At 51.2% G+C, this 25,683-nt stretch carries 24 protein-coding genes and 1 rRNA gene; 8 read left to right on the top strand and 17 right to left on the bottom strand.

The features are described from left to right. Positions 1-22: 22 nt before the first annotated feature. The 16 genes from glmU to ravA form a co-directional block, all read right to left on the bottom strand. Positions 23-1,393, bottom strand: coding sequence for a bifunctional UDP-N-acetylglucosamine diphosphorylase/glucosamine-1-phosphate N-acetyltransferase GlmU (gene glmU / locus GW579_RS17395; protein ID WP_152323762.1), 1,371 nt, complete (start codon positions 1,391-1,393; stop codon positions 23-25). Positions 1,394-1,664: 271 nt separating this feature from the next. Further along, positions 1,665-2,087 (bottom strand): F0F1 ATP synthase subunit epsilon, encoded by a 423-nt coding sequence (locus GW579_RS17390; RefSeq protein WP_101077831.1) that lies wholly within the window; start codon positions 2,085-2,087, stop codon positions 1,665-1,667. Between the two features lie 27 nt (positions 2,088-2,114). Beyond that, a complete protein-coding gene (gene atpD / locus GW579_RS17385; protein ID WP_101077832.1) occupies positions 2,115-3,497 on the bottom strand; it encodes a F0F1 ATP synthase subunit beta in 1,383 nt (460 codons plus the stop codon). A 32-nt stretch (positions 3,498-3,529) separates the two neighbouring features. Continuing rightward, positions 3,530-4,393 (bottom strand): F0F1 ATP synthase subunit gamma, encoded by an 864-nt coding sequence (atpG, locus tag GW579_RS17380; protein ID WP_152323763.1) that lies wholly within the window; start codon positions 4,391-4,393, stop codon positions 3,530-3,532. Positions 4,394-4,464: 71 nt separating this feature from the next. Further along, the gene (gene atpA, locus GW579_RS17375) at positions 4,465-6,006 is read right to left on the bottom strand and encodes a F0F1 ATP synthase subunit alpha (protein WP_152323764.1); all 1,542 of its coding nucleotides are present in this window, start codon (positions 6,004-6,006) and stop codon (positions 4,465-4,467) included. A gap of 12 nt (positions 6,007-6,018) precedes the next feature. After that, positions 6,019-6,552: a F0F1 ATP synthase subunit delta gene (atpH, locus tag GW579_RS17370; protein WP_152323765.1), complete on the bottom strand. Its 534-nt coding sequence runs from the start codon at positions 6,550-6,552 to the stop codon at positions 6,019-6,021. Positions 6,553-6,566: 14 nt separating this feature from the next. Then, entirely contained in the window at positions 6,567-7,037 is a 471-nt protein-coding gene (atpF, locus tag GW579_RS17365) for a F0F1 ATP synthase subunit B (protein WP_104923890.1), read from the bottom strand. Positions 7,038-7,102: 65 nt separating this feature from the next. Continuing rightward, a complete protein-coding gene (gene atpE, locus GW579_RS17360) occupies positions 7,103-7,342 on the bottom strand; it encodes a F0F1 ATP synthase subunit C (protein ID WP_004093904.1) in 240 nt (79 codons plus the stop codon). Positions 7,343-7,391: 49 nt separating this feature from the next. Further along, the gene (gene atpB, locus GW579_RS17355; RefSeq protein WP_152323767.1) at positions 7,392-8,174 is read right to left on the bottom strand and encodes a F0F1 ATP synthase subunit A; all 783 of its coding nucleotides are present in this window, start codon (positions 8,172-8,174) and stop codon (positions 7,392-7,394) included. Positions 8,175-8,196: 22 nt separating this feature from the next. Continuing rightward, positions 8,197-8,595 carry a F0F1 ATP synthase subunit I gene (gene atpI / locus GW579_RS17350; protein ID WP_152323768.1) on the bottom strand — a complete coding sequence of 133 codons (399 nt, stop codon included), beginning with the start codon at positions 8,593-8,595 and terminating at the stop codon, positions 8,197-8,199. Positions 8,596-9,244: 649 nt separating this feature from the next. After that, positions 9,245-9,865 (bottom strand): 16S rRNA (guanine(527)-N(7))-methyltransferase RsmG, encoded by a 621-nt coding sequence (gene rsmG / locus GW579_RS17345; RefSeq protein ID WP_165060634.1) that lies wholly within the window; start codon positions 9,863-9,865, stop codon positions 9,245-9,247. 130 nt (positions 9,866-9,995) lie between these two features. Next, positions 9,996-11,885, bottom strand: a complete 1,890-nt coding sequence (gene mnmG, locus GW579_RS17340) for a tRNA uridine-5-carboxymethylaminomethyl(34) synthesis enzyme MnmG (RefSeq protein ID WP_165060631.1) — start codon at positions 11,883-11,885, stop codon at positions 9,996-9,998. Positions 11,886-12,264: 379 nt separating this feature from the next. Continuing rightward, complete coding sequence (mioC, locus tag GW579_RS17335; RefSeq protein ID WP_165060628.1) at positions 12,265-12,708, bottom strand: FMN-binding protein MioC; 444 nt, start codon at positions 12,706-12,708, stop codon at positions 12,265-12,267. Positions 12,709-12,796: 88 nt separating this feature from the next. After that, positions 12,797-13,258, bottom strand: coding sequence for a transcriptional regulator AsnC (gene asnC / locus GW579_RS17330; RefSeq protein WP_095924057.1), 462 nt, complete (start codon positions 13,256-13,258; stop codon positions 12,797-12,799). A gap of 20 nt (positions 13,259-13,278) precedes the next feature. Next, a complete protein-coding gene (viaA, locus tag GW579_RS17325; protein WP_165060625.1) occupies positions 13,279-14,748 on the bottom strand; it encodes an ATPase RavA stimulator ViaA in 1,470 nt (489 codons plus the stop codon). Positions 14,749-14,750: 2 nt separating this feature from the next. Continuing rightward, on the bottom strand, positions 14,751-16,259 hold the full coding sequence (ravA, locus tag GW579_RS17320; RefSeq protein WP_165060622.1) for an ATPase RavA: 1,509 nt from the start codon (positions 16,257-16,259) through the stop codon (positions 14,751-14,753). Positions 16,260-16,526: 267 nt separating this feature from the next. On the opposite strand from ravA, the gene kup reads away from it, so the two are divergent. From kup to rbsR, 7 genes are all read left to right on the top strand, one after another. Then, a complete protein-coding gene (kup, locus tag GW579_RS17315; protein WP_152323774.1) occupies positions 16,527-18,395 on the top strand; it encodes a low affinity potassium transporter Kup in 1,869 nt (622 codons plus the stop codon). 215 nt (positions 18,396-18,610) lie between these two features. Next, positions 18,611-19,030, top strand: coding sequence for a D-ribose pyranase (gene rbsD, locus GW579_RS17310; protein ID WP_165060619.1), 420 nt, complete (start codon positions 18,611-18,613; stop codon positions 19,028-19,030). Positions 19,031-19,037: 7 nt separating this feature from the next. Next, positions 19,038-20,543, top strand: coding sequence for a ribose ABC transporter ATP-binding protein RbsA (gene rbsA, locus GW579_RS17305; protein ID WP_165060616.1), 1,506 nt, complete (start codon positions 19,038-19,040; stop codon positions 20,541-20,543). Between the two features lie 6 nt (positions 20,544-20,549). Continuing rightward, the gene (rbsC, locus tag GW579_RS17300) at positions 20,550-21,521 is read left to right on the top strand and encodes a ribose ABC transporter permease (protein WP_152323777.1); all 972 of its coding nucleotides are present in this window, start codon (positions 20,550-20,552) and stop codon (positions 21,519-21,521) included. Positions 21,522-21,544: 23 nt separating this feature from the next. Then, a complete protein-coding gene (rbsB, locus tag GW579_RS17295) occupies positions 21,545-22,435 on the top strand; it encodes a ribose ABC transporter substrate-binding protein RbsB (RefSeq protein WP_165060613.1) in 891 nt (296 codons plus the stop codon). 60 nt (positions 22,436-22,495) lie between these two features. Beyond that, on the top strand, positions 22,496-23,425 hold the full coding sequence (gene rbsK / locus GW579_RS17290) for a ribokinase (protein WP_165060610.1): 930 nt from the start codon (positions 22,496-22,498) through the stop codon (positions 23,423-23,425). Further along, positions 23,426-24,436 carry a ribose operon transcriptional repressor RbsR gene (gene rbsR, locus GW579_RS17285; RefSeq protein ID WP_152323780.1) on the top strand — a complete coding sequence of 337 codons (1,011 nt, stop codon included), beginning with the start codon at positions 23,426-23,428 and terminating at the stop codon, positions 24,434-24,436. Here rbsR and GW579_RS17280 read toward each other — a convergent pair. After that, positions 24,419-25,108, bottom strand: a complete 690-nt coding sequence (locus GW579_RS17280) for a FadR/GntR family transcriptional regulator (protein WP_165060608.1) — start codon at positions 25,106-25,108, stop codon at positions 24,419-24,421. The genes rbsR and GW579_RS17280 overlap by 18 nt on opposite strands. Before the next feature lie 512 nt (positions 25,109-25,620). On the opposite strand from GW579_RS17280, the gene GW579_RS17275 reads away from it, so the two are divergent. Next, a 16S ribosomal RNA gene (locus GW579_RS17275) occupies positions 25,621-25,683 on the top strand; the annotation flags it as partial.

Genomic DNA, 25,683 nt, shown 5'->3' with positions numbered 1-25,683 from the left:
AATACGTAAACTTCAGAATAGCTTACTTTTTCTTCACCGGTTTTTGCCAGTCAGGTTTATGTACCTGCGGCACACGGCTCAGCAACAAGCCGTTATCCGGCACATCGCGCGTCACAGTTGTTCCGGCAGCGATGGTGACGTTATTGCCCACGGTGACCGGCGCAATCAGCTGGGTATCCGATCCGACAAAGACGTCATTGCCGATAATCGTTTTGCTTTTGTTCACGCCGTCATAGTTGCAGGTAATCGTCCCCGCACCGATATTCACGTTGTCGCCAATTTCAGCGTCGCCAAGATAGGAAAGATGTCCTGCTTTCGAACCTTTCCCCAAGCGCGCTTTTTTGATTTCGACGAAGTTACCCACATGAGCGCCTTCAGCCAGTTCGGCACCCGGACGCAGACGCGCGAAAGGTCCGACTGTACACCCGCTTTCCAGCACCGCATCTTCGAATACACTGTAAGGGCTGACTTCGCAGTCATCGCCGATCACGCAGTTTTTCAGTACGCAGCCCGCGCCGATTTTCACGCGATCGCCCAGTTTTACGTGGCCGTCGATAATGACGTTGGTGTCGATCAGCACATCAATCCCATGAGACAACTCGCCACGGAGATCAAAGCGCGCCGGATCCATCAGCATTACGCCTTCCAGAAGCAGACGTTCGGCCTGTTCGGTCTGATATACGCGCTCAAGACGGGAAAGCTGCAGGCGGTTATTCACGCCATCCACTTCGCTGTTTCTCGCCGGATGAACAGTGGCGATCAGATTGCCTTCCGCATGTGCCATCGCGATGATGTCGGTAATGTAATATTCGCCCTGCGCGTTGTTGTTGTTCAACTGACCGAGCCAGCGCTTGAACGATGCACCGTTGGCCACCAGAATACCGGTGTTAATTTCCTGGATTTTAAGCTGCTCAGCATTCGCATCTTTCTGCTCAATGATGCCGGTCACAATGCCATTTTCGCGCACGATGCGGCCATAGCCGGTTGGATTATCCAGCACGACGGTCAGCAAACCGATACCACCTTCAGGCTTAGCTTTCAGCAACTTATCCAGCGTTTCAACCGAAATCAGCGGGACATCGCCGTAAAGCATCAGGACATCTTCGTCATCCGCAAAGAAAGGCGCAGCCTGTTGCATCGCATGCCCGGTACCCAGCTGCTCAGCCTGCAATACCCAGTTCAGTTCACTGCCAGCCAGCGTTTTCTTCAGTAAATCGCCACCGTGGCCATAGACCAGATGCACGTTTCTGGCACCCACTTGCGTGGCCGCATCAATGACGTGTTGAACCATTGGCTTACCCGCCAATGTATGAAGAACTTTAGGGAGGTTGGAATACATGCGTGTTCCCTTGCCCGCGGCAAGGATCACCACACTCAGTGCGCTGTTTGACATAGATGACCTGACAAATCCAATTTGAGTGACAAAAGTAACCCGTTATGTGACCGAATTACTACATATTTCGCGTCAAAAACCGCCTGCAAACCGCAGCCCGCAAGGGTTGAACACGATATAGACTATAACAAAAAATCTGAGGGTAATATGTCCATTAATCACCCAAGTATTCCACCAGATGCCCAAATTAACCTTGGGGAAAATGCTGAAAACACCCTTTTTTAAAGGTAAAAAAAAAGCGACCCGAAGGTCGCTTTTCTCAATGATGTTGTTACATCGCTTTTCTGGTCAGTTCGATAACGCGAAGTTTCGCGATCGCCTTAGCCAGTTCCGCTGACGCCTGAGCGTAATCAACGTCGCCGTGAGAACCACTAATGTGTTCTTCCGCTTTGCGCTTAGCTTCAAGCGCGCGCGCTTCGTCGAGGTCTTGCCCACGGATTGCAGTATCAGCCAACACGGTCGTTGCATTCGGCTGCACCTCAAGGATGCCACCGGAAAGATAGATATACTCTTCTTCACCGTGTTCTTTAACAATGCGCACCATGCCAGGCTTGATGGCGGTGAGCAGCGGAGCATGCCCCGGGAAAATACCCAGTTCGCCTTCGCTACCCGTCACCTGGATTTTCTGTACCATGCCGGCAAACATACGTTTTTCCGCACTGACAACATCCAGATGGTAAGCTTTTTCAGCCATGTCATCCTCTCTCACAACAAACTAGCGTTACAGTTTCTTGGCTTTTTCCACTGCTTCTTCAATGGTGCCAACCATGTAGAACGCTTGCTCTGGCAGGTGATCGTAGTCGCCGTCCATAATGCCTTTGAAACCACGAATGGTGTCTTTCAGCGATACGAACTTGCCCGGAGAACCGGTGAAGACTTCGGCCACGAAGAATGGCTGGGACAGGAAGCGTTCGATCTTACGCGCACGGGATACGGCCAGTTTGTCATCTTCTGACAACTCATCCATACCCAGGATCGCGATAATGTCTTTCAGTTCCTTGTAACGTTGCAGAATAGACTGCACGCCACGAGCCACATCATAGTGTTCCTGACCAACAACCAGTGGATCCAGCTGACGGCTGGTGGAATCCAGTGGGTCAACCGCCGGGTAGATACCCAGAGACGCGATCTGACGGCTCAGTACCACGGTTGCATCTAAGTGAGCAAATGTGGTGGCTGGAGATGGGTCAGTCAAGTCATCCGCAGGGACGTAAACGGCCTGTACGGAGGTGATAGAACCACTTTTGGTAGAGGTGATACGTTCTTGCAGAGCGCCCATCTCTTCCGCCAGCGTTGGCTGATAACCTACCGCTGATGGCATACGGCCCAGAAGTGCAGACACTTCGGTACCTGCCAGGGTATAACGGTAAATGTTGTCAACAAACAGCAGTACGTCACGACCTTCATCACGGAATTTCTCCGCCATGGTCAGGCCGGTCAATGCAACGCGCAGACGGTTACCTGGTGGCTCATTCATCTGACCATAGACCAGGGATACTTTGTCGATAACGTTGGATTCGGTCATTTCGTGGTAGAAGTCGTTACCCTCACGAGTACGTTCACCCACGCCTGCGAACACAGAGTAACCGGAGTGCTCGATCGCGATGTTACGGATCAGCTCCATCATGTTTACAGTTTTACCTACACCCGCACCACCGAACAGACCGACTTTACCGCCCTTAGCGAACGGGCACATCAGGTCCATAACTTTGATACCGGTTTCCAGCAATTCCTGGGAGTTTGCCAGCTCTTCATAAGAAGGCGCAGCACGGTGAATTGCACGACGTTCTTCTTCGCCGATTTCACCTTTCATGTCGATTGGTTCACCCAATACGTTCATGATACGACCCAGTGTTGCAACACCCACCGGAACTTCAATTGGGTGTTCCAGGTTGTTCACTTTCAGACCGCGACGCAAGCCATCTGATGTACCCATTGCGATACAACGAACAACGCCGCCGCCTAACTGTTGCTGAACTTCCAGCACCAGCTTGGAGGTACCGTTTTCTACCTCAAGAGCATGGTACACGTTCGGTACCGCATCCTGAGGGAACTCGACGTCCACCACGGCGCCGATTACCTGGATAATCTTTCCAGTAGCCATCTTGAATCCTCTACGTAATTCGTAAACCTAGCTTAAACCGCGGAGGCTCCCCCGACGATCTCGGTGAGTTCCTGAGTGATGCTGGCCTGACGAGCTTTGTTGTATACCAACTGCAGCTCTTTGATCAGGCTGCCGCCGTTATCGGTTGCGGCTTTCATCGCTACCATTCGCGCGGCCTGTTCGCTGGCCAGGTTTTCTACGACGCCCTGATAAACCTGAGATTCCACATAGCGGCGCAGGAGGGTATCCAGCAGTGCTTTAGGGTCCGGCTCATACAGGTAATCCCAGGATTTCTTCGCCAGTTCGCCGTCTTCTGCCGGTGGCAGAGGCAACAACTGAACGATGCGTGGTTCCTGAGACATGGTATTGACGAATTTGTTGCTAACAACGCATAACTTGTCTAAACGACCTTCGTCGAAAGCTTGCAACATCACTTTCACCGGTCCGATCAGCTCTGACAGGGAAGGGTTATCCCCCATGCCAGTCACCTGAGCAACAACGTTGCCCCCAACGGATCCGAAGAAAGAAGCTGCTTTGGAACCGATCAGGGCTAAGTCAACCTCAACGCCTTTCGCGGACCAATCTTTCATCTCTGTGAGCAGTTTTTTGAACAAGTTAATGTTCAGACCACCACAAAGACCACGGTCGGTAGACACCACCAGATACCCGACGCGTTTAACTTCACGTTCATCCAGGTAAGGGTGCTTGTATTCCAGATTCCCGAGCGCGAGGTGACCAATCACTTCACGAATGGTTTCTGCATAAGGACGGCTGGCCGCCATGCGATCCTGCGTTTTACGCATTTTGGAGGCGGCGACCATTTCCATCGCTTTAGTGATCTTTTGCGTGTTCTGCACGCTGCCGATCTTACTACGTATCTCTTTTCCGCCGGCCATCTCTGCTTCTCCTCATGACCAAACGGCCTGCTGCTTATCTGCTAAAAGCAGGGCAGCAGGGCCGTTTAGTATTACCAGGACTGGGTTGCTTTGAAGGTATCGAGGATATTTTTGAATTTCCCCTCGATCTCATCGTTGTACGCACCAGTTTGGTTGATTTGCTGCAGAAGCTCGCCGTGCTCACGGTCAGCATAAGCTAACAGTGCCGCTTCGAAGCTACCGACTTTGGACAACTCAACGTCTTCCAGGTAACCACGTTCTGCTGCGAAGATGATCAGAGACTGCGCAACGATGGACATCGGAGCGTATTGTTTCTGTTTCAGCAGCTCGGTCACTTTCTGACCATGGTTCAGCTGTTTACGCGTTGCTTCGTCCAGATCTGATGCGAACTGCGAGAACGCAGCCAGTTCACGGTACTGTGCCAGAGCGGTACGAATACCACCGGACAGTTTTTTCATGATCTTAGTCTGAGCAGCACCACCAACACGGGATACCGAAATACCCGGGTTAACCGCAGGACGAATACCGGCGTTGAACAGGTTTGATTCCAGGAAGATCTGACCATCGGTAATCGAAATTACGTTAGTCGGAACGAACGCGGAAACGTCGCCTGCTTGCGTTTCAATGATTGGAAGCGCAGTCAGGGAACCAGTTTTGCCTTTCACTTCACCCTTGGTGAATGCTTCAACGTAATCGGCGTTTACACGCGCAGCACGTTCCAGCAGACGGGAGTGGAGATAGAAAACATCGCCTGGGTAAGCTTCACGACCTGGTGGACGACGAAGCAACAGGGAAATCTGACGGTAAGCAACAGCCTGTTTAGACAGGTCATCATAAACGATCAGTGCGTCTTCGCCGCGGTCACGGAAGTATTCACCCATTGCGCAACCGGAGTACGGTGCCAGGTATTGCAGTGCAGCAGATTCTGATGCAGTTGCAACAACAACGATGGTGTTTGCCAGTGCGCCGTGCTCTTCCAGTTTACGAACCACGTTAGAAATGGTGGACGCTTTCTGGCCGATAGCCACATAGATACATTTGATGCCGGAATCACGCTGGTTGATGATCGCATCAATAGCCAGAGCAGTTTTACCGGTTTGACGGTCACCGATGACCAGTTCACGCTGACCACGACCGATTGGGATCATGGCGTCAACGGACTTATAACCTGTCTGCACAGGCTGGTCTACGGATTGGCGTTCGATAACGCCCGGTGCGATTGCTTCAACAGCTGAGAAGCCGTCGTGCTCTACCGGACCTTTACCGTCAATTGGCGCACCCAGGGTGTTAACAACGCGGCCCAGCAGGCCACGGCCTACTGGAACTTCCAGGATACGACCCGTACATTTTACTTTCATACCTTCGGCGAGGTCAGCGTAAGGGCCCATTACAACGGCACCTACAGAGTCGCGCTCCAGGTTCAGGGCGATAGCGTAGCGGTTACCCGGCAGCGCAATCATTTCGCCTTGCATGACATCGGCCAGGCCGTGCACGCGGATGATCCCGTCACTGACGGAAACGATAGTACCTTCATTGTGAGCTTCGCTCACTACATTGAACTGAGCAATGCGCTGCTTTATCAGTTCGCTGATTTCGGTGGAATTCAGTTGCATGCTCCAGTCCCCTTAAGACTGCAAGACGTCTGCCAGGCGTTCAAGACGACTGCGAACGCTGCCATCAATCACCATATCACCTGCACGGATAATGACACCGGCAAGAACAGACTTGTCAATTTTGCAATTCAGCTTAACTTTGCGAGACAGACGTTTTTCCATCGCAGCAGCAATTTTTGCCTGCTGTTCTTCCGTCAGTGGATTTGCTGAGGTCACATCAACTTCAGCAATCGCCTCCAGTGAGGCACGCAGTTCGATGAACTGCTGCAACACTTCAGGAAGAACGCGTAAACGTCCATTTTCGGCCATTACCTTAATCAGGTTCTGGCCTGCGTCGTCGAGTTGTTCACCACATACGGCAATAAACGTTTTAGACAAAGTTTCTGGCGCGCTAGCACCGGAAAGCAGTTCTTCAATCTGTTCATTGCGCGTGACTTCAGCCGTGAACGCTAACATGGACTGCCAGCGATCTAAGCTTTGGTGCTCAACGGCAAAGTCAAAAGCTGCTTTGGCGTAGGGGCGAGCTACAGTTACAAATTCAGACATCAGCCCCTCCCTCCTTACAGTTCAGCGACCAGTTTATCAACGATGTCGCTGTTAGCAGCTTCATCCACGGAACGTTCGATGATCTTCTCGGCGCCAGCAATGGCCAAAATCCCGACCTGTTTACGCAACTCTTCGCGGGCGCGTTGGCGTTCGGCGTCAATCTCTGCCTTAGCTTGCGCTACGATCTTGTTACGTTCCTGCTCGGCTTCGGTCTTCGCTTCGTCGACGATCTGTGCTTTACGCTTGTTCGCCTGGTCGATGATTACCTGAGCTTCAGCTTTGGCTTTCTTCAGTTGGTCGGTCGCATCGGCTTGCGCTAAATCCAGTTCTTTTTTTGCACGTTCTGCAGAAGATAAACCTTCAGAAATCTCTTTCTGACGTTTTTCGATGGCAGCCATAATTGGCGGCCATACGTACTTCATACAGAACACGACAAACAGGACAAACGCGATAGCCTGGCCGAGGATTGTTGCGTTAAGATTCACAGCACAATGCCTCTTTCAAAGTGAAATATTTGATGTAGTTCGTTTAACGCTGAGCGAACTCAGAGTTAGGCGACAGCAAACATCACGTACAGACCCAGACCAACAGCAATCATTGGGATTGCATCGACCAGACCCATAACGATAAAGAACTGTGTACGCAACAGAGGGATCAGGTCAGGCTGACGTGCAGCACCTTCCAAGAATTTACCACCCAAGATGCCGATACCGATCGCAGCACCGATTGCCGCCAGGCCCATCATCACAGCGGCAGCCATGTACAGCAGATCCATACTCAGGTTTTCCATGACAGTCTCCAGTTTGTTTCAGTTAAAACGCAGTAGTGTTGAAAGAAAATCAGTGTTTTTCAGATGCCATCGAGAGATAGACAATCGTCAGAACCATGAAAATAAAGGCTTGTAGCGTAATGATCAGGATGTGGAAAATGGCCCAAGGCACATTCAGGATCCACTGTGACCACCACGGCAACAGGCCAGCAATAAGGATGAAGATCAACTCACCCGCATACATATTGCCAAACAGTCGCAGACCCAGTGAAACTGGTTTAGACAGCAGGCTGACACCTTCAAGAATCAGGTTAATCGGAATGAAAACCGGATGATTGAATGGCTGCATTGTCAGTTCTTTAATGAAACCGCCAAAGCCTTTCATCTTAATGCTATAGAAAAGAATCAGAATGAATACGCCAAGCGCCATGGATAACGTAATGTTCACGTCAGCCGTAGGAACCACACGCAGCGCTGGCAGACCAAGGACTCTCTCACCGATAGTCGGCAGCAAATCGATTGGCAGCAAATCCATCAGGTTCATCATAAACACCCAGACGAAGACGGTCAGCGCGAGAGGTGCAATCACTTTGCTTTTGCCGTGATACATGTCACGCACGCTGCTGTCGACGAAACCAACGACCAGTTCGACTGCAGTTTGCAGCTTACCCGGGACACCGCTGGTGGCGTTTTTGGCTACGCGATGGAAGATAACCAGAAAGAGTACTCCGAGGAACACGGAGAAAAACATCGAATCGATGTTAATCGACCAGAATCCCGTCCCGATCTGAAGCTGGGTCAGATGGTGACTGATATACTCTTGTGGAGTAGAGATTTCTCCTGATGCAGACATGATGCCTCTTACCCTTTAGTAGTTAAGTACGGTAACTGTTAATGACGGCCGGTGCCAAAATCTGAGTCATCAACACCGATAAATAGGCCAACCCCAACGGGGCAAAAACCGCCTTAAACAGGCCAAGTGCGACAATCATTAAGATCACCGTAACCAGAACCTTCAGCGCTTCCCCGATAGCAAAGGACCAGGCAACCCGTCCAGAGACCGTTGTTTGCGCCTGGTGGCGCCATGCAAACAGCATAAACAGTACATTTGGCACCCAGGCGGCCAAACCACCCATAAGGGCCGATGTGGTCCATTCCAGGCTTTTAAAGCCAAATACAGCGCTGAGCAGAACAAAGGTCAATAACTGCAGTATTAACAGCTTTCTGGCAACCTTCACACTATTGGCACTGTGTAAAATACCGGATACAGACATGACGTTTGTTCTCTCCGTATCAAGTACCTAGCTGGAGGTATTCTGAAGGCCGTATATCACTGCCTTTACTGTTTTGAGTCAAGCAGCAAAAACCGAGCAAATTATACGGGGCACTGGAACGAATTCAATGGATAAGTAGCGAAAAGGTGAACAATTATTTAAATTTTCCGCTTCATCACTATTTTGACCACCAAACTATAGCTGAATTTGTCCTTTTTACTTTGCTTCGGTTATTTCATCACCTGACAAAGAAGCGTGCACTGGATCACATAATTAACCCAGACCTCTTTATATACCTTGCGCTGTTTGAATGTCTTTAGCTAATCAGGCCTTTTAAAATACATATAAATCAGCACGTTAAGAATTCTATGTTTGATAATCAATCTTATTTAAAAATAGGCACGATTTATTGATACAACAACCCAACAAATAACAACATTTTCATTACAAGTTGAATATCAGCAGGTTGACGATTGTTCAATTTCAAAAGTGACTATTACGTCCCGGATTAAAATAAAAACATCACTGAAATGCTATCAGTGTGTAAAAAATCGGTAATTGAGAGGCCGGTGACGCTATTTAATTAGCCTGCTCATTTTAACTCTGATAACACATACGTTTTTTAAGGATTATTTGATAAAACTCAACTTTAGTTTGCAGTCAGAATTACCAGATGACGTTCTCCGTCAAGTTCCGGAACCTGCAATTTTATGACGTTTTCCAGAGTGATACCTTGCGGCAGTGCGTTCAGCTCATCATCCGGCTGCACGCCTTTGAGGGCATAAAAACGCCCCTGCCCTTTCTGAGGCAGATGGTGGCACCATGACAACATGTCCTGCAAGGAAGCAAATGCCCGGCTGATCACGCCATCAAATGGTGGCTCTGGCTCAAACTCTTCAACGCGGCTTTGCACTGGCTCAATGTTCTTCAGACCCAGCTCATGCTGAACCTGACGCAGGAAGCGTACGCGCTTACCCAGGCTGTCCAGCAGCGTGAAATGTGAATCAGGGCGGACAATAGCGAGCGGAATGCCCGGCAGACCCGGTCCTGTTCCCACATCAATGAAACGGCTGCCTTGCAAATGCTCGTTCACCACAATGCTGTCCATAATATGGCGCACCAGCATTTGCATCGGATCACGTACAGAAGTCAGGTTGTAAGCCTTGTTCCACTTATGCAGCAGCTCGACATAGCCAATCAGTTGATGTTTTTGCTGATCGGGTAACGCTATTCCTGCCGCAGCAAGCAGCGAGTCCAGTTTCTTTTGCACAGTGAAATCCTCAGACAGAGTCGATTTGCCGGGAACAGCCCGGTTTAGAAATGATAAAACAGCTATAAAAGTGGGAAAAGCAAGAATTGACCGCTCTTCAAGTTTAAAGAGCGGTCAGTAAAGATGTGGTTCAGGCACTGCGGCGCAGTAAGCCCTGTTTTTTAAGCCAGATCAGCAAAATGGAAATCGCAGCCGGTGTAATGCCGGAAATCCGTGATGCCTGACCAATGGAGGTCGGCTTGTGATCGTTAAGCTTGGCGATCACTTCATTCGAAAGACCATTCACCTGGCGATAATCAAGATCTATTGGCAACACAGTGTTTTCGTTGCGCTGCTGTTTTTCGATCTCTTCCTGCTGACGGGCGATATAGCCTTCGTACTTAATCTGAATCTCAACCTGTTCTGCCGCCTGGACGTCAGGAACTGCCGGGGAAAACGGAGAGAGACGCGTGATAAGCTCATACGTCATTTCAGGACGACGCAGCAGCTCTTCCGCACTGGCTTCTTTAGAAAGCGGAGCAGAAAGATGTGCGTTGATTTCGTCAACCTGCGCATGGTGCGGGTTCACCCAAATGCCACGCAGGCGCTGACGTTCCTGTTCGATCATTTCCAGTTTTTCGTTAAAACGCGCCCAGCGTGCATCATCAACCAGACCTAATTCACGGCCTTTTTCAGTCAGGCGTAAATCAGCATTATCTTCTCGCAGCATCAGGCGGTACTCGGCACGAGAGGTAAACATGCGGTACGGTTCTTTGGTGCCCAGCGTACACAGGTCATCAACCAACACACCGAGATACGCCTGATCGCGACGTGGGGCCCAGCCTTCGTGCTCGGTGGCGCAACGGGCTGCGTTCATCCCCGCCAGCAAGCCCTGTGCAGCAGCTTCTTCGTAACCGGTGGTGCCGTTGATCTGTCCTGCAAAGAACAGACCAGCGATAAATTTACTTTCCAGCGTCGGTTTTAGATCACGTGGATCGAAGAAGTCGTATTCAATAGCGTAGCCTGGACGAACGATGACCGCATTTTCCATCCCCTGCATTGAGCGGACGATTTGCATCTGTACATCGAATGGCAGGCTGGTCGAAATCCCGTTCGGATAAACTTCATTGCTGGTCAGGCCTTCCGGTTCGAGGAAGATCTGATGAGAATTGCGATCGGCAAAACGCATGACTTTATCTTCGATCGACGGGCAGTAGCGCGGGCCGATCCCTTCGATGATCCCCGCATACATCGGGCTGCGATCCAGATTATTACGGATCACGTCATGGGTTTTTTCATTGGTATAGGTCATGTAACACGGGATCTGGCGCGGATGTTGCGACACATTCCCCATGAACGAGAATACCGGCGCCGGATTATCGCCATGTTGCTGTGAAAGAACGCTGAAATCAATGGAACGTGCATCAATACGCGGTGGTGTCCCCGTTTTCAGGCGGTTGACGCGTAATGGCAATTCACGCAGACGCTGTGACAAAGAGATCGCAGGAGGATCCCCTGCACGGCCGCCGCTGTAGTTCTCCAGACCAATGTGGATCTTCCCGTCAAGGAAAGTACCGACGGTCAGCACAACGGCTTTAGCGCGGAATTTAAGGCCCATTTTGGTCACAGCACCCACGACACGATCGTTTTCGACGATCAGGTCTTCAACAGGTTGCTGGAAGATCATCAGGTTTGGCTGATTTTCTAACGCAGTACGGACCGCCTGGCGGTAAAGCACGCGGTCTGCCTGAGCACGGGTTGCCCTTACGGCAGGACCTTTGCTTGCGTTTAGTATCCTAAACTGAATGCCCGCATGATCGATGGCAGTGGCCATCAGTCCGCCCAGTGCGTCCACTTCTTTAACCAGATGTCCCTTCCCGATCCCGCCAATCGCCGGGTTACACGACATCTGTCCCAGCGTGTCGATATTGTGGGTTAATAATAAGGTCTGACGTCCCATGCGGGCAGAAGCCATGGCGGCTTCAGTACCTGCATGACCACCACCTATGATGATGACGTCAAATTGATCCGGATAAAACATGCGACTGCACCTCAGCGTTCAAGCGAACTTTCTTTGTATGGCGTTGGGAGGAGGGATTCTACTCAAGTTTAGAGGTTCCACAAGTCCCCGGGGATCTTCACTAATTAAAAGAAGATCTTTTTTATTTAAAGATCTCTTATTAATACTTCTATTAGGATCGCGATCCTCTGTGCATAAGTCATTTTTGTTTATGAAGATCAGTATGCTAAGAAGGATCGAATGCTGTGAATGATCGGTGATCCTGGACAGTATAAGCTGGGATCAGAAGTGAGAGTTATACACAGCATGAAAAGCATACAGGAGTTGTTAGAGGGATAACTACGGGTTTTACCCTGCTTTTAAGCATACTTATCCACATCTGATCGCCTGAAATTTACACTTATTTGATCAAATTAATCCAGTTGATCACCCAAACCTCGGCCGGATCCTCAGGAATTTCGTGTTGAGTCACGTCGATCTCAAGACGATCACCGATCCGTTTTGCCCCTAATGACGTCAGTTTTTGATCCAAAGCGCCGATCGCACCACAGAAAGTGTCATATTCGCTGCTGCCTAAACCTAAAGCACCAAAACGCACTTTGGACAGATCGGGTTGCTGATCTTCCAGCTGTTCCATAAAGGGCTGCAAATTGTCAGGCAGTTCACCCGCACCGTGTGTTGAACACACTATTAGCCAGATCCCGTCCTGCGGGACTTCATACAGCTCCGGGCCATGAAACATCTCGGTCGAAAAACCGGCTTCTTCCAGTTTCTCTGCCACATGTTCTGCCACATATTCGGCGCTGCCAAGCGTACTGCCACTGATCAGGGTAATGTCTGCCATTGTGCTCTCACCCGGGAAAAGGAGGCTATTGTACGCTGTGAATGAGCTGGGATCTACCTGTGGATAATAGGGGTATAGAAATGGAGACTCAGGGTTGGATAGTCCGTGTGATGGGGTTCTGCAGGGAAATCAGGGTCTCCGTAGACTGGATCTCGTCAATGGTCTGGATCTTGTTGATAAGTACGTGCTGGAGGGAATCAATGGAGCGGCACATGATCTTAATGAAGATGCTGTAATGTCCGGTGGTGTAATAGGCTTCCACCACTTCTTCTATGCTCTCAAGCTTTTTTAGCGCGGACGGATAATCCTTGGCACTTTTGAGAATTATGCCGATAAAGCAGCAAACGTCATAACCCAGCTGCTTTGGATTCACGGTGATATGTGCGCCGGTAATGATGCCTGCCTGCTTCATCTTCTCGACGCGTACGTGAATGGTTCCCGGGCTGACGGTAAACACTTTAGCCAGCTCAGCGTAAGGTGTGCGGGCATTTTCCATCAACGCGTTCAGAATCCCGCGATCCAGCTCGTCGAGCTGATAGATTTCAGTCATGGTTATCTTTCTCTTTAAGCTTAATTTCTCTGCCAGCGTCGCTGAACGCGGCTTTTAACGCCGGTATCAAAGCGCCAGATATGATCGAATATGCGCAGAATTCCGGGCTTTCCGTAGTGTGACATTGCCAGCGCGTGGAAGCGGTGCTGCTTTTCCCGTTGCAGCAATTTTACTTTTCTTTGCACCTCATCGGGTAAGCGCTGGGCGATAAAATCAGAGATGACGACCGCATCTGCGTCGTGCCATTGCGGAGAGGCCAGTTTGTCCAGCGTGGCATTCAGGCAGGCAGCCAGATCAGTACCGCCGCGGAAATGTTGCCCGAGAAAGCGTAACGCCTGATCCAGCCCTCCGGCAGAAGTCAGTTCGTAATGGATCACTTCGCTGGCAAACAGCATGATGTAACACTTACGGTTATCGGCAAGCGCTATTTTCAGCAGCGCCAGGCAGAACGCTTTCGCACATTGCTCATTGAAGCCGCCCATCGAACCTGACGTGTCCACGCAGACGACAAAAGGGCCACGCGGCTGTGGCTCCTGCTGCTGATAGACCACCGGACGCCTCACGACTTTTTCGCACCAGACGTCGCCTTGCAGCCGGTAGGTCATCAGACGTTTTTCCAGCAGACGCCGGTAAAACTCATATTCCAGTTCCGGAATTCCTAATGTGCCCAGGTCGGTGGGCATCAGACGCAAAATATCATCGCTCTGATGAATGCCATTCACTTCTTCCGGCACCGTCGCCGGCTCGCGAACCATCAGCCGGTGCGTTTCCATTTTGGCATCTTCATGCGGGCTGGTTTTCGCCGTCTGGCTGCGCCCGAGCTGTTCTGCCAGTTTCATCAGTTCCGGCTGCTGCTGGAGGAAAGCGCCAAAACGTGCCAGCGACTGGATATCGCCCCGAAGACGCTTTCCTTTACTCATGTCCCATAACCGGCCTGCGGCGGTATCGTTCTCTGCCAGTAAAGGAGACAACTCGCTGCTCAGTTCGAGGCGTTGTAACAATTCTTCCTGTAGCTGTTCCTGCTCCTGTTCCAGCAACTGATGATGAACGTTCACCGTCTGGAATGTCAGGTTCAGGCGCCAGCGCTGGAGGAATAAGGTCTGAAAGCTGTTACCGGTCTGCGCCGTGCGGGAGCTTTCATTATTTTCCCGCAAGGTACGGGCTTCGGTCGCAAACGGGGAATTCAGCCGCGCCAGCTCATCAAGCAGGGATCCCAGCTCTAACTGAAACGTCAGGGCATCAGTTTGCTGACAATGCTGATAGAGATAAAACTCTTTTGCCAGATCCGGGGGCACCGGGGTTTCGTGGATCCTCTGGCGCAGACGTAATTTCCATTCAGGAAGATCCCGGGTCAGTGCGCGCTTCAGCCTCGGAAACTTCTCGAAGAAAATCGCCAGGGCTGGCGCGGCCAGTAACCCGACGATCAGTTCCTCGATCAGTTCTCCTTCGCTGATCGCCAGCAGAAGATCCAGAGATTCCAGTGTAAACACGATCAGTGGCCGCTGAAGGTTTGTTGCTGGAGGCGGAGCTGTTCAGAAACCTGCAACAGGCTGGCTTCAATCTTTGCCATCCACGTCGCGGGAACAAACAGGCAGTTCTGCTGCTGGCCGAACTCATGTCTTTGTTGAGCGAGTTTTGCGTTCAGGTCATTCAGCGTATTTTTCATTTCGTCCGGCACCGCGATGTGTTCATTGCCCGGCAGCGTCAGCGGCGTACTTTGGCGGCTGACATCCAGCACCAGTAATTGCTGCTTATCATCGATTTCGGCATCAACCGTTTGAACAAAACCAATCCCGTTAAGTTTGGCTTTCAGAACGCCACCTTTATTTAGCCACTCTTCCAGAACGCTGCGTTCAAAAAGCAGATGCGTGACTTTAATCTCGTGCAGATGCAAAGGCGTTTGCAGCAACAGCGTCACTCCGCTGGCAACAAGCGCATCCGGCAGGCTGTATTGTGGCTTACGGCTAAAAATACCGGCTTTTTTGCTCAGCTTAACCGACTGGCGGGAGCTTTGTTGCTGTTGGTATTGCATCCATTGTTGGTTGAGCTGCTGGATTTTCATCAGCAAGGTTTGCTGCTGATAAGCCTGTTCGGTGATCAGTTGCTCGATTTGGGTTTGCAGCAGCTGATAGGTATTCAGGTCATGCCACAGACAATCTTTCAGCAGAATCAGATCTATCGGGGTAATAGTGTCCCGGCCGCTGAAGAAGGCGCAGGCCTGCAACAGGCGGAGTGCCTTTTTCCAGCGACGGTCAGAAACATAAGGCGCCGTGTCGAGTGCATCAAGGCGCTGCCGAAGCTGAAACACCAGTTCAAAGCAACTGTCTGAAAGATTGACTTTATCGATCTCCGGCTGCCATTGTTGATATTCTTCATCGCTGATACTCAGGGATTCCGCCACCGGATTGGTGCTTTCATTATTACGGCTGGTCAGCAGTAAGCGGAAATTCTGCTTATCCTGCACTTTATCCAGCCACAGGCGAATCAGCATGCGGTCATACAATGCTTCCAGTCCGCCGTCGGCTTCAGGCAATTCGTTGGAAGCACTGACCAGCAGACGCATCGGAATAGGATCTTCGCGCTCGCCATTACGGAAACGACGTTCGTTGATGGCGGTAAGCAACGTATTAAGGATGGCCGGTCCTGCTTTCCAGATTTCATCCAGGAAAACAATTTCCGCTTCCGGCAGATAACCTTCAGTCAGACGCAGATAACGGCCTTCATCTTTCAGGGCCTGAATCGACAGCGGACCAAAGACTTCTTCCGGCGTGGAAAAGCGCGTCATAAGATATTCAAAAGCGCGTGCGTGACGGAAAGCAAATTTCAGACGGCGGGCAATCAGACTTTTTGCAATACCCGGCGGGCCAAGCAGAAAAACGCTCTCCCCGCACAGGGCCGCCAGCAGGCACAGGCGTATGGCATCTTGCCTCTCGTACAGGCCATGTTCTAATGCGTTAGCAAGACGGGCTATCCGTTCTGCCAGAAGGGGGGATTGCGCCATACTGTCTCTTCCGGTTTCCATTTAGTTGTTGAATAGTGTACTGGCTTATGACGATATGCCACGTTTATTTTTAACGCTATAGCTTGTTGATTAGTAAAAATTTTCTATTATCAGAATTGTGACCGCGTTCATCTGAATGGCGGTTTAGCTGCACATTTAAGGGTAGGCAATCTGATTTATTCGTGCATACTGTGCGCCTTTTAGTGGGCATCATAAGACTGAGCGCACGCATCGCTTACGGATGTTCGAGCAAAAAAGAAACGAAATATGAGCACTGAACATAAACGGTCACTCCCAGCAGTAACCCTGGCCGCCATTGGTGTGGTCTATGGCGACATTGGTACCAGTCCTCTCTATACCTTAAGAGAGTGCTTTTCTGGTCACTATGGTTTCAACGTTGAACCCAGCGTCGTTTTTGGTTTTCTCTCTCTGATTTTCTGGATGTTAATCCTCATTGTTTCGCTCAAATACCTCACTTATGTGATGCGGGCAGACAACGCAGGTGAAGGCGGTATTCTTACGCTGATGTCTCTGGCGGGCAGAAATACGTCGGCACGTACCACCGCCGTTCTGGTCATTCTCGGCCTGATCGGGGGAAGTTTCTTCTATGGTGAAGTGGTGATCACGCCGGCTATTTCCGTTCTTTCCGCGATGGAAGGTCTTGAAATCGCAGCACCTTCACTCGATCCCTATATTGTCCCTCTTTCTATTACTGTCCTGACGTTGCTTTTCGTTATTCAGAAGCACGGTACCGGCATCGTGGGCAAACTCTTTGCGCCGGTGATGTTGCTGTGGTTCCTGTCGCTGGCGGTTCTCGGTGTGAACAGCATCATGCAGAACCCGGAAGTGCTGCGTGCCATGAACCCGATGTGGGCGGTTAACTTCTTTATCGAGCACAAGTCGTTTTCCTTCCTGGCACTCGGCGCGGTCGTTCTGTCGATTACCGGTGTGGAAGCGCTGTATGCCGATATGGGGCACTTCGGGAAATTTCCGATCCGTCTGGCCTGGTTCACCGTCGTGCTGCCTTCTCTGGTGCTGAACTATTTCGGTCAGGGCGCGTTGCTGCTGAAAAACCCGGAGTCGATCAAAAACCCGTTCTTTCTGCTTGCACCTGACTGGGCGCTGATTCCTTTACTGATTCTGGCGACGCTGGCAACCATTATCGCGTCCCAGGCCGTTATCTCCGGTGTGTTCTCCCTGACCCGTCAGGCTGTGCGTCTGGGCTATTTGCCGCCGATGCGCATTATCCACACCTCAGAAATGGAAGCGGGTCAGATTTACATCCCAGCGATTAACTGGCTGCTGTATTTCGCGGTGGTTATCGTGATCGCCAGCTTCGAGCATTCGAGCAATCTGGCGGCGGCGTACGGTATCGCCGTGACCGGTACGATGGTGCTGACCAGTATTCTTTCCTGCACGGTGGCGCTCAAAAACTGGCACTGGAAACCGTTTCTGGTTGGGATTTTGTTGATCGGTCTGCTGTTTATGGATATCCCGCTGTTTGCCGCGAACGCCACGAAACTGTTCTCCGGCGGCTGGTTGCCGCTGACGCTCGGCCTGTGCATGTTTATCGTCATGACCACCTGGAAAAGCGAGCGCTTCCGCCTTATGCGCCGCATGAACGAACACGGCAATTCTCTGGAAGCGATGATCGCGTCCCTGGAAAAATCCCCGCCGGTTCGTGTTCCTGGCACGGCGGTATATATGTCGCGCGCCATCAACGTCATTCCGTTTGCCTTGCTGCATAACCTCAAACACAACAAAGTGTTGCATGAGCGCGTAGTATTGCTGACGTTACGCACCGAAGATGCGCCTTATGTGCATAACGTCCGGCGCGTCACCATTGAGCAGCTTTCGCCGACGTTCTGGCGCGTGGTGGCGAGTTATGGATTTAAAGAAACGCCGAATGTGGAAGAAGTCTTCCACCGCTGTGGTCTGGAAGGATTGCCGTGCCGGATGATGGAAACGTCGTTCTTTATGTCGCACGAATCGCTGATCCTGACCAAGCGCCCGTGGTATCTCTACTTCCGTGGCAAACTCTTTATGGCGCTTAGCCGTAACGCATTGCGTGCACCGGATCAGTTTGAAATTCCGCCGAACCGCGTGATCGAACTCGGTACACAGGTAGAAATTTAACGCTTTTTTCTGCCGCTCACAGGGTGCCTTCGGGTGCCCTGTTTTATTTCTTCACCCCCCTTTAATAATCACCAAACTCAAATTTCTGCGTGGTTTCTGAATCATTCAGCGAAACGTTTCGACGCTGATCACAATTCCATCACATCTTCGTTGCCTTGCCCGCTGAGTCTCATAAACTCATCCGTGAGCGAAACGTTTCGCTGTAGGAGTACACAATGAAGAAGTCACCGCTGTTAAATGCCGAAATCTCAAATGTTATTGCCCGGTTAGGTCACACCGATCAGCTGGTTATTGGCGATGCCGGACTTCCGGTGCCAGCAGCTTGCCAACGCATCGATCTGGCGCTAACTCAGGGAGTGCCCACCTTTTTACAAGTCTTCGAGGTAGTGACACACGAGATGCAGGTTGAGCGGGCTATCCTCGCAGAGGAAATCCTCACTAAAAATCCTCAACTCCATGAAGCGTTACTCGCCCGATTGACACAACTCGAACAACACCAGGGAAACACCATTGCTTTGGATTACGTCAGTCATGAGGCATTCAAAGCGCAAAGCGAAAAAAGTCGTGCTGTGATCCGCAGCGGGGAATGTTCGCCCTACGCGAACGTTATTCTGTGTGCCGGCGTAACCTTCTGAGGCCTTTATGCAACCTTTGCTGCAACTGACAGGCATTGATAAAGCCTTTCCCGGCGTGAAAGCACTCTCCGGCGCGGCGCTCAGCGTCTATCCGGGACGTGTGATGGCGCTGGTGGGAGAAAACGGCGCGGGCAAGTCCACCATGATGAAAGTGCTGACCGGCATCTACCAGAAAGATGCCGGCTCAGTACATTTTCTCGGTAAGGAAGCGGCGTTTAATGGCCCGAAAGCTTCTCAGGAAGCCGGAATTGGCATCATCCATCAGGAATTGAACCTGATCCCACAGCTGACCATCGCTGAAAACATCTTTCTGGGCCGGGAGTTTGTGAACGGTTTTGGCCGCATTAACTGGAAAAAGATGTATGCCGAAGCCGATAAACTGCTGGCACGCCTGAACTTGCGCTACAAAAGCAATCGTCTGGTGGGCGAATTATCAATTGGCGACCAGCAGATGGTCGAAATTGCCAAGGTGCTGAGCTTTGAGTCCAAAGTCATCATCATGGATGAACCGACGGATGCCCTGACCGACACCGAAACTGCCTCTTTATTTAGCGTGATCCGCGAGCTGAAAGCTGCGGGTTGTGGCGTGGTGTATATCTCTCACCGTATGAAAGAAATCTTCGAAATCTGTGATGACGTGACCGTATTCCGTGACGGTCAGTTTATCGCAGAGCGTCCGGTCAGTTCGCTGGAAGAAGACTCGCTGATTGAAATGATGGTCGGTCGCCGCCTCGAAGAACAGTACCCGCGTATTAATCATCAGCGCGGTGCGCTGCGTCTGCAGGTACGTGATGTCAGCGGGCCGGGTGTGGATAACGTCAGTTTTGATCTGCACAGCGGTGAAATTCTCGGGATTTCCGGTTTGATGGGCGCAGGCCGTACCGAACTGATGAAAATTCTCTACGGCGCGTTGCCACGTAAAAGTGGCTATGTGTCGCTTGATGGGCGCGAAGTCGTCACCCATTCACCGCAGGACGGGCTGGCGAACGGCATCGTTTATATCTCTGAAGACCGTAAGCGTGATGGTTTAGTGCTGGGCATGTCTGTGAAAGAAAATATGTCGCTGACCGCTTTGCGTTATTTCAGCCACGGCGGCGGACGACTCAAACATGCGGAAGAACAGCAAGCCGTCGGCGACTTTATCCGCCTCTTCAATATTAAAACGCCATCAATGATGCAGACCATTGGCCTGCTTTCCGGGGGTAATCAGCAAAAAGTGGCGATTGCCCGCGGATTAATGACACGGCCAAAAGTCCTGATCCTGGACGAACCGACGCGCGGCGTTGACGTGGGTGCCAAAAAAGAGATTTACCAGCTTATAAACCAGTTCAAGCGCGAAGGGCTGAGCATCATTTTGATTTCCTCAGAAATGCCGGAAGTGATCGGCATGAGTGACCGGATTTTGGTGATGCATGAAGGTCATTTAAGCGGTGAATTCCCGATAGAACAGGCTACGCAAGAAGTGTTGATGGCAGCCGCTGTCGGCAAGCAATACGGCGTGACGCAGGAGTAATCAGATATGAGTTCTCAGACATTGCCAGCCAAAAAGCGCTGGATCAGTAAAGAGTGGTTGTTGGAGCAAAAGTCTCTGATTGCACTGCTGGTGTTGATTGCCGTGGTTTCTTCCATGAGCCCGAATTTCTTCACGCTCAATAACCTGTTTAACATCCTTCAGCAGACGTCGGTTAACGCCATTATGGCGGTCGGTATGACGCTGGTGATCCTCACTTCCGGCATTGATTTATCCGTCGGATCTCTGCTGGCGCTGACCGGCGCGGTGGCGGCTTCAATTGTCGGGCTGGAAGTGAATGCTTTAGTTGCAGTGGCGGGCGCGCTGGCGCTGGGTGCAGGTGTCGGCGCTGTCACGGGTTTGATTGTCGCTAAAGGCAAGGTGCAGGCGTTTATCGCCACGCTGGTCATGATGTTACTGCTGCGCGGTATCACGATGGTTTATACCAACGGCAGCCCGATCAGCACCGGTTTTAACGATGTGGCAGACGTATTCGGCTGGTTTGGTATCGGACGTCCGCTGGGCATTCCGACGCCGGTCTGGCTGATGGCCGTCGTGTTTATTGCCGCCTGGTACATGCTCCATCACACACGCTTGGGGCGTTATATCTACGCGCTGGGCGGTAATGAATCCGCGACGCGTCTGTCAGGTATCAGCGTCGATAAAGTCAAAATTATCGTCTACTCCCTGTGCGGATTGCTGGCGGCTCTGGCCAGTATCATCGAAGTGGCGCGTCTGTCTTCTGCGCAGCCTAACGCAGGTACCGGTTACGAGCTGGATGCCATTGCCGCTGTGGTATTAGGGGGAACCAGCCTCTCTGGCGGGAAAGGACGTATTGTAGGCACCCTGATCGGTGCTTTGATCCTTGGCTTCCTGAATAACGGTTTGAACTTATTAGGTGTTTCTTCCTACTACCAGATGATCGTAAAAGCAGTCGTCATTCTGCTGGCGGTTCTGGTGGATAACAAAAGCAACAAATAAACTCTCCTACAGGACTTATGACCATGAATATGAAAAAACTGGCTGTCTGGGTTTCCGCCGCAGCGATCACCGCTTCTTTCAGTGCTAACGTTCTGGCGAAAGATACCATTGCGCTGGTCGTTTCTACTCTGAACAACCCGTTCTTCGTTTCTATGAAAGACGGCGCGCAAAAAGAAGCCGATAAACTGGGCTACAACCTGGTAGTGCTTGATTCTCAGAACAACCCGGCAAAAGAACTGGCGAACGTGCAAGACCTGACCGTTCGCGGCACCAAGCTGATGCTGATCAACCCGACGGATTCTGACGCGGTAGGTAACGCCGTAGCGATGGCCAACCAGGCTAAAATCCCGGTGATCACCCTTGACCGTCAGGCGACCAAGGGCGTTGTCGCCAGCCACGTGGCTTCTGATAACGCCTTTGGCGGCCAGATGGCCGGTGATTACATTGCTAAGAAACTGGGCGATAACGCGAAAGTTATCGAACTGGAAGGGATTGCCGGGACGTCTGTTGCCCGCGAACGTGGTAAAGGTTTCGCTCAGGCCGCTGAAAAACATCACTTCCAGCTCCTGGCCAGCCAGCCTGCTGACTTCGACCGCACCAAAGGTCTGAACGTTATGCAAAACCTGCTGACTGCGCATCAGGACGTGCAGGCGGTCTTTGCTCAGAATGATGAAATGGCACTCGGCGCATTGCGTGCCCTGCAGACTGCCGGTAAAACTGACGTGCTGGTTGTCGGTTTCGACGGCACAGAAGACGGCATCAAAGCGGTCAACGGCGGCAAAATGGGCGCTACTGTGGCACAGCGTCCTGAACAAATCGGCGTAATCGGCGTCCAAACCGCAGACAAAGTGCTGAAAGGCGAAAAAGTTCCGGCGGTTATCCCTGTGGATTTGAAACTGGTTGCTCAGCCGTAATATTGACGCTGTATCTGCGCGCCTCCTTACGGGGGCGCTATTTAACTCAGGGAGCAATACGTGAAGACAGGCAAACTGGTGGTTCTCGGCAGTATCAATGCCGACCATATTTTGAATATCAACCATTTCCCGCAACCGGGTGAAACCGTAATCGGTAAGCAATACACCGTGGCTTTCGGCGGCAAAGGTGCAAACCAGGCGGTCGCCGCCGGTCGCAGTGGCGCTGATATTTCATTTATTGCCTGTGTCGGTGATGACGATATCGGCGAGCGTGTTCGCAAGCAGCTGGCGAGTGACCACATTAATACGCAACCTATCGAAGCTATCAAAGAGACAACCACCGGCGTAGCGCTGATTTTTGTGAATGCGGAAGGTGAGAATGTCATTGGTATCGATGCGGGGGCAAACAAAGCCGTCACGCCTGACTATCTTGAGCGTTACAAACAAAACGTAATCGGCGCTTCAGCCTTGCTGATGCAGCTGGAATCTCCCCTGGAAACGGTTATTGCAGCGGCGAAGCTGGCTAAAGACAATGACACGCAGGTTATCCTTAATCCGGCACCGGCCTGTAAACTGCCTGATGAATTGCTGGCGCGGGTGGATATGATCACCCCAAACGAAACCGAAGCCGAAAAGCTGACGGGGATTAAAGTCGAAAATAACGATGACGCCACACGCGCCGCCCGCGTACTGCATGATAAAGGTATCGCGACGGTCATTATTACGATGGGAAGTAAAGGTGTTTGGCTTAGCCAGAACGGTGAAGGCAAGCAGGTTGCCGGGTTCCGCGTGAAAGCTGTGGATACCATCGCCGCAGGCGATACCTTTAACGGCGCGCTGGTAACAGCATTGCTGGAAGGTAAACCGATGGACAGCGCCGTGCGTTTTGCTCATGCCGCTGCGGCGATAGCCGTAACACGTCCTGGCGCGCAGCCCTCGGTTCCGTGGCGTAAAGAAATCGACGATTTTCTTGCACAACAGGAGGCCTGATTGGCCACCATGAAAGATGTCGCCCGCCTTGCGGGCGTTTCAACCTCTACAGTCTCTCATGTCATCAATAAAAATCGCTTTGTCAGCGAATCCATTGCCGACAAAGTGAATGCCGCTGTTGAACAACTAAACTATGCCCCTTCCGCGTTAGCCCGAAGCCTTAAACTCAATCAAACCCGCACCATCGGAATGTTGCTGACCGCCAGCAGTAACCCGTTTTATTCCGAAGTTGTTCGTGGCGTTGAACGCAGTTGCTATGAACGCGGCTATAGTCTGATCCTCTGTAACACCGACGGGGACGCAGAACGCATGAACCGCAGCCTGGAAACGCTTTTGCAAAAGCGCGTCGACGGGTTACTGATCATGTGTACTGAAAACCACCGGCCTTCGAAAGAAGCTATCAGCCGTTATCCGTCATTACCCATTGTGATGATGGACTGGTCGCCTTTCGATGGTGCCATCGACATCATTCAGGATAACGCGCTGCTGGGTGGAGAAATGGCGACGGACTATTTAATCCGTCATGGATATAGCCGCATTGCCTGCATCACCGGCCCGCTGGACAAAACGACGGCGCAGGAACGGCTGAACGGATATCGTCAGGCCATGAAAAAAGCCGGGCTGGAGATCCCGCCGGGTTATGAAGTCAGCAGTGACTTTGAATTTGGCGGCGGTCTGGTGGCGATGGAGCAGTTGCTTATGTTGCCCGAACCGCCTCATGCCGTTTTTGCCAGCAATGATGCGATGGCCGTGGGCATCTATCAGGCACTTTATCAGCGCGGATTACGCGTGCCCGATGAAGTCGCTGTCGTAGGATACGATGACATTCAGTTGGCGCAATATCTGATGCCTCCGCTAACCACCATCCATCAGCCCAAAGACTCGCTGGGCGAACTGGCCGTCGATGCATTATTACATCGTCTGCAAGAGCCTGAATCAGAGCCTCAGGTTTTAGTGCTGACGCCGGAACTGGTTGTACGCCAGTCCGTGGGATCACTCATCAGCAAGTAACAGACGGTGGCATTCCTGTAATGCGGCTTTCGCATTGCCTGCAAGGATTGCGTCCGTCAGGCGCTGATGATGTTCCAGCCTGATAACTTCATTCTCCGTGATGGCCCGGAAATAACTCTGGTAGACAGAACTGAACAAATTCGAAAATGAAGTCAGGAAAGGGTTTTTTCCTGCTTCATAGATTAGCTGGTGGAACTGTGTATCGACGGTTATCCAGCGTTCCCGGTCAAAACGCTTATGCAGCTGGCGCATCTCTGACATATATAGAGAGAGCTGATGCTTTTGCTCCTGTGTGGCTGAGATGGCCGCAAGAGCACAAGCCTGTGGCTCCAGCGCCCGGCGCAAAACAATAAAATGCGCCATCACTTCATCAAAGTTCTCACGCGTCATCCACCAGGTCAGTAATTCCTGATCGAGGAAATTCCAGCTGGACTGTGGCATCACCCGCGTACCAATACGTGGCCGCGGTAATAGCATCCCTTTTGCAGTTAACGTTTTGACCGCTTCACGCACCGCTGTCCGGCTGACGCCAAAAATCTCACCCAGCTCGTTTTCACCAGGAAGGATAGAACTCTCCGGATACTCGCCAGACAAAATGCGCTGTGCAATCTTCTCCGCCAGTAAATAAGAAAGGTTACGTTGAGCAGCCTGTTGATGTGCATTGAGTAGCATGTAAGGTATTCCTGAATGTCTTTCTCTCATTATAAAGGAGAGTTTACGCCAGCCTCTGGCTTTAAACTGATGCTTTTTGGGTCGATTTAGATTGTTTATTATCCAATTCGGGCGAAATTGTTGAATTAGTGAACGGTTGATAAAATAATTGAAATTAGGGGTTGCGGCCTTCTGAGAACTCCCTATAATGCGCCTCCACTGACCGGGAACAACGACTGACAAGTCGCTCGGACAGGAAGAGAAAAAGATGAAAGTTCGAATGAATAATCTCTTGACTCTTCAGCGGGAAAACGTAATATACGCCTCCCGCGCCGCATAAGATTCCTTGCGAACCGCGGCATGCTCTTTAACAATTTATCAGACAATCTGTGTGGGCACTCACAAGACGATATCAGCCACTTCGGTGGCAAAAAATATCAAGTCTTAGAGTGACCAAGCAGTAATTCATTTAGTGAATTATTACGAAAGTAAACTTTGAGCACCGCTTAACGTGTTTAAGCAAATCGAACTTTTAATTGAAGAGTTTGATCATGGCTCAGATTGAACGCTGGCGGCAGGCCTAACACATGCAAGTC

The sequence above is a fragment of the Rahnella contaminans genome (assembly GCF_011065485.1).
Lineage (GTDB): Bacteria > Pseudomonadota > Gammaproteobacteria > Enterobacterales > Enterobacteriaceae > Rahnella > Rahnella contaminans.
The sequence above is the reverse complement of the archived record's forward strand: the minus strand, read 5'-3'. Positions and strand labels throughout refer to the sequence as shown.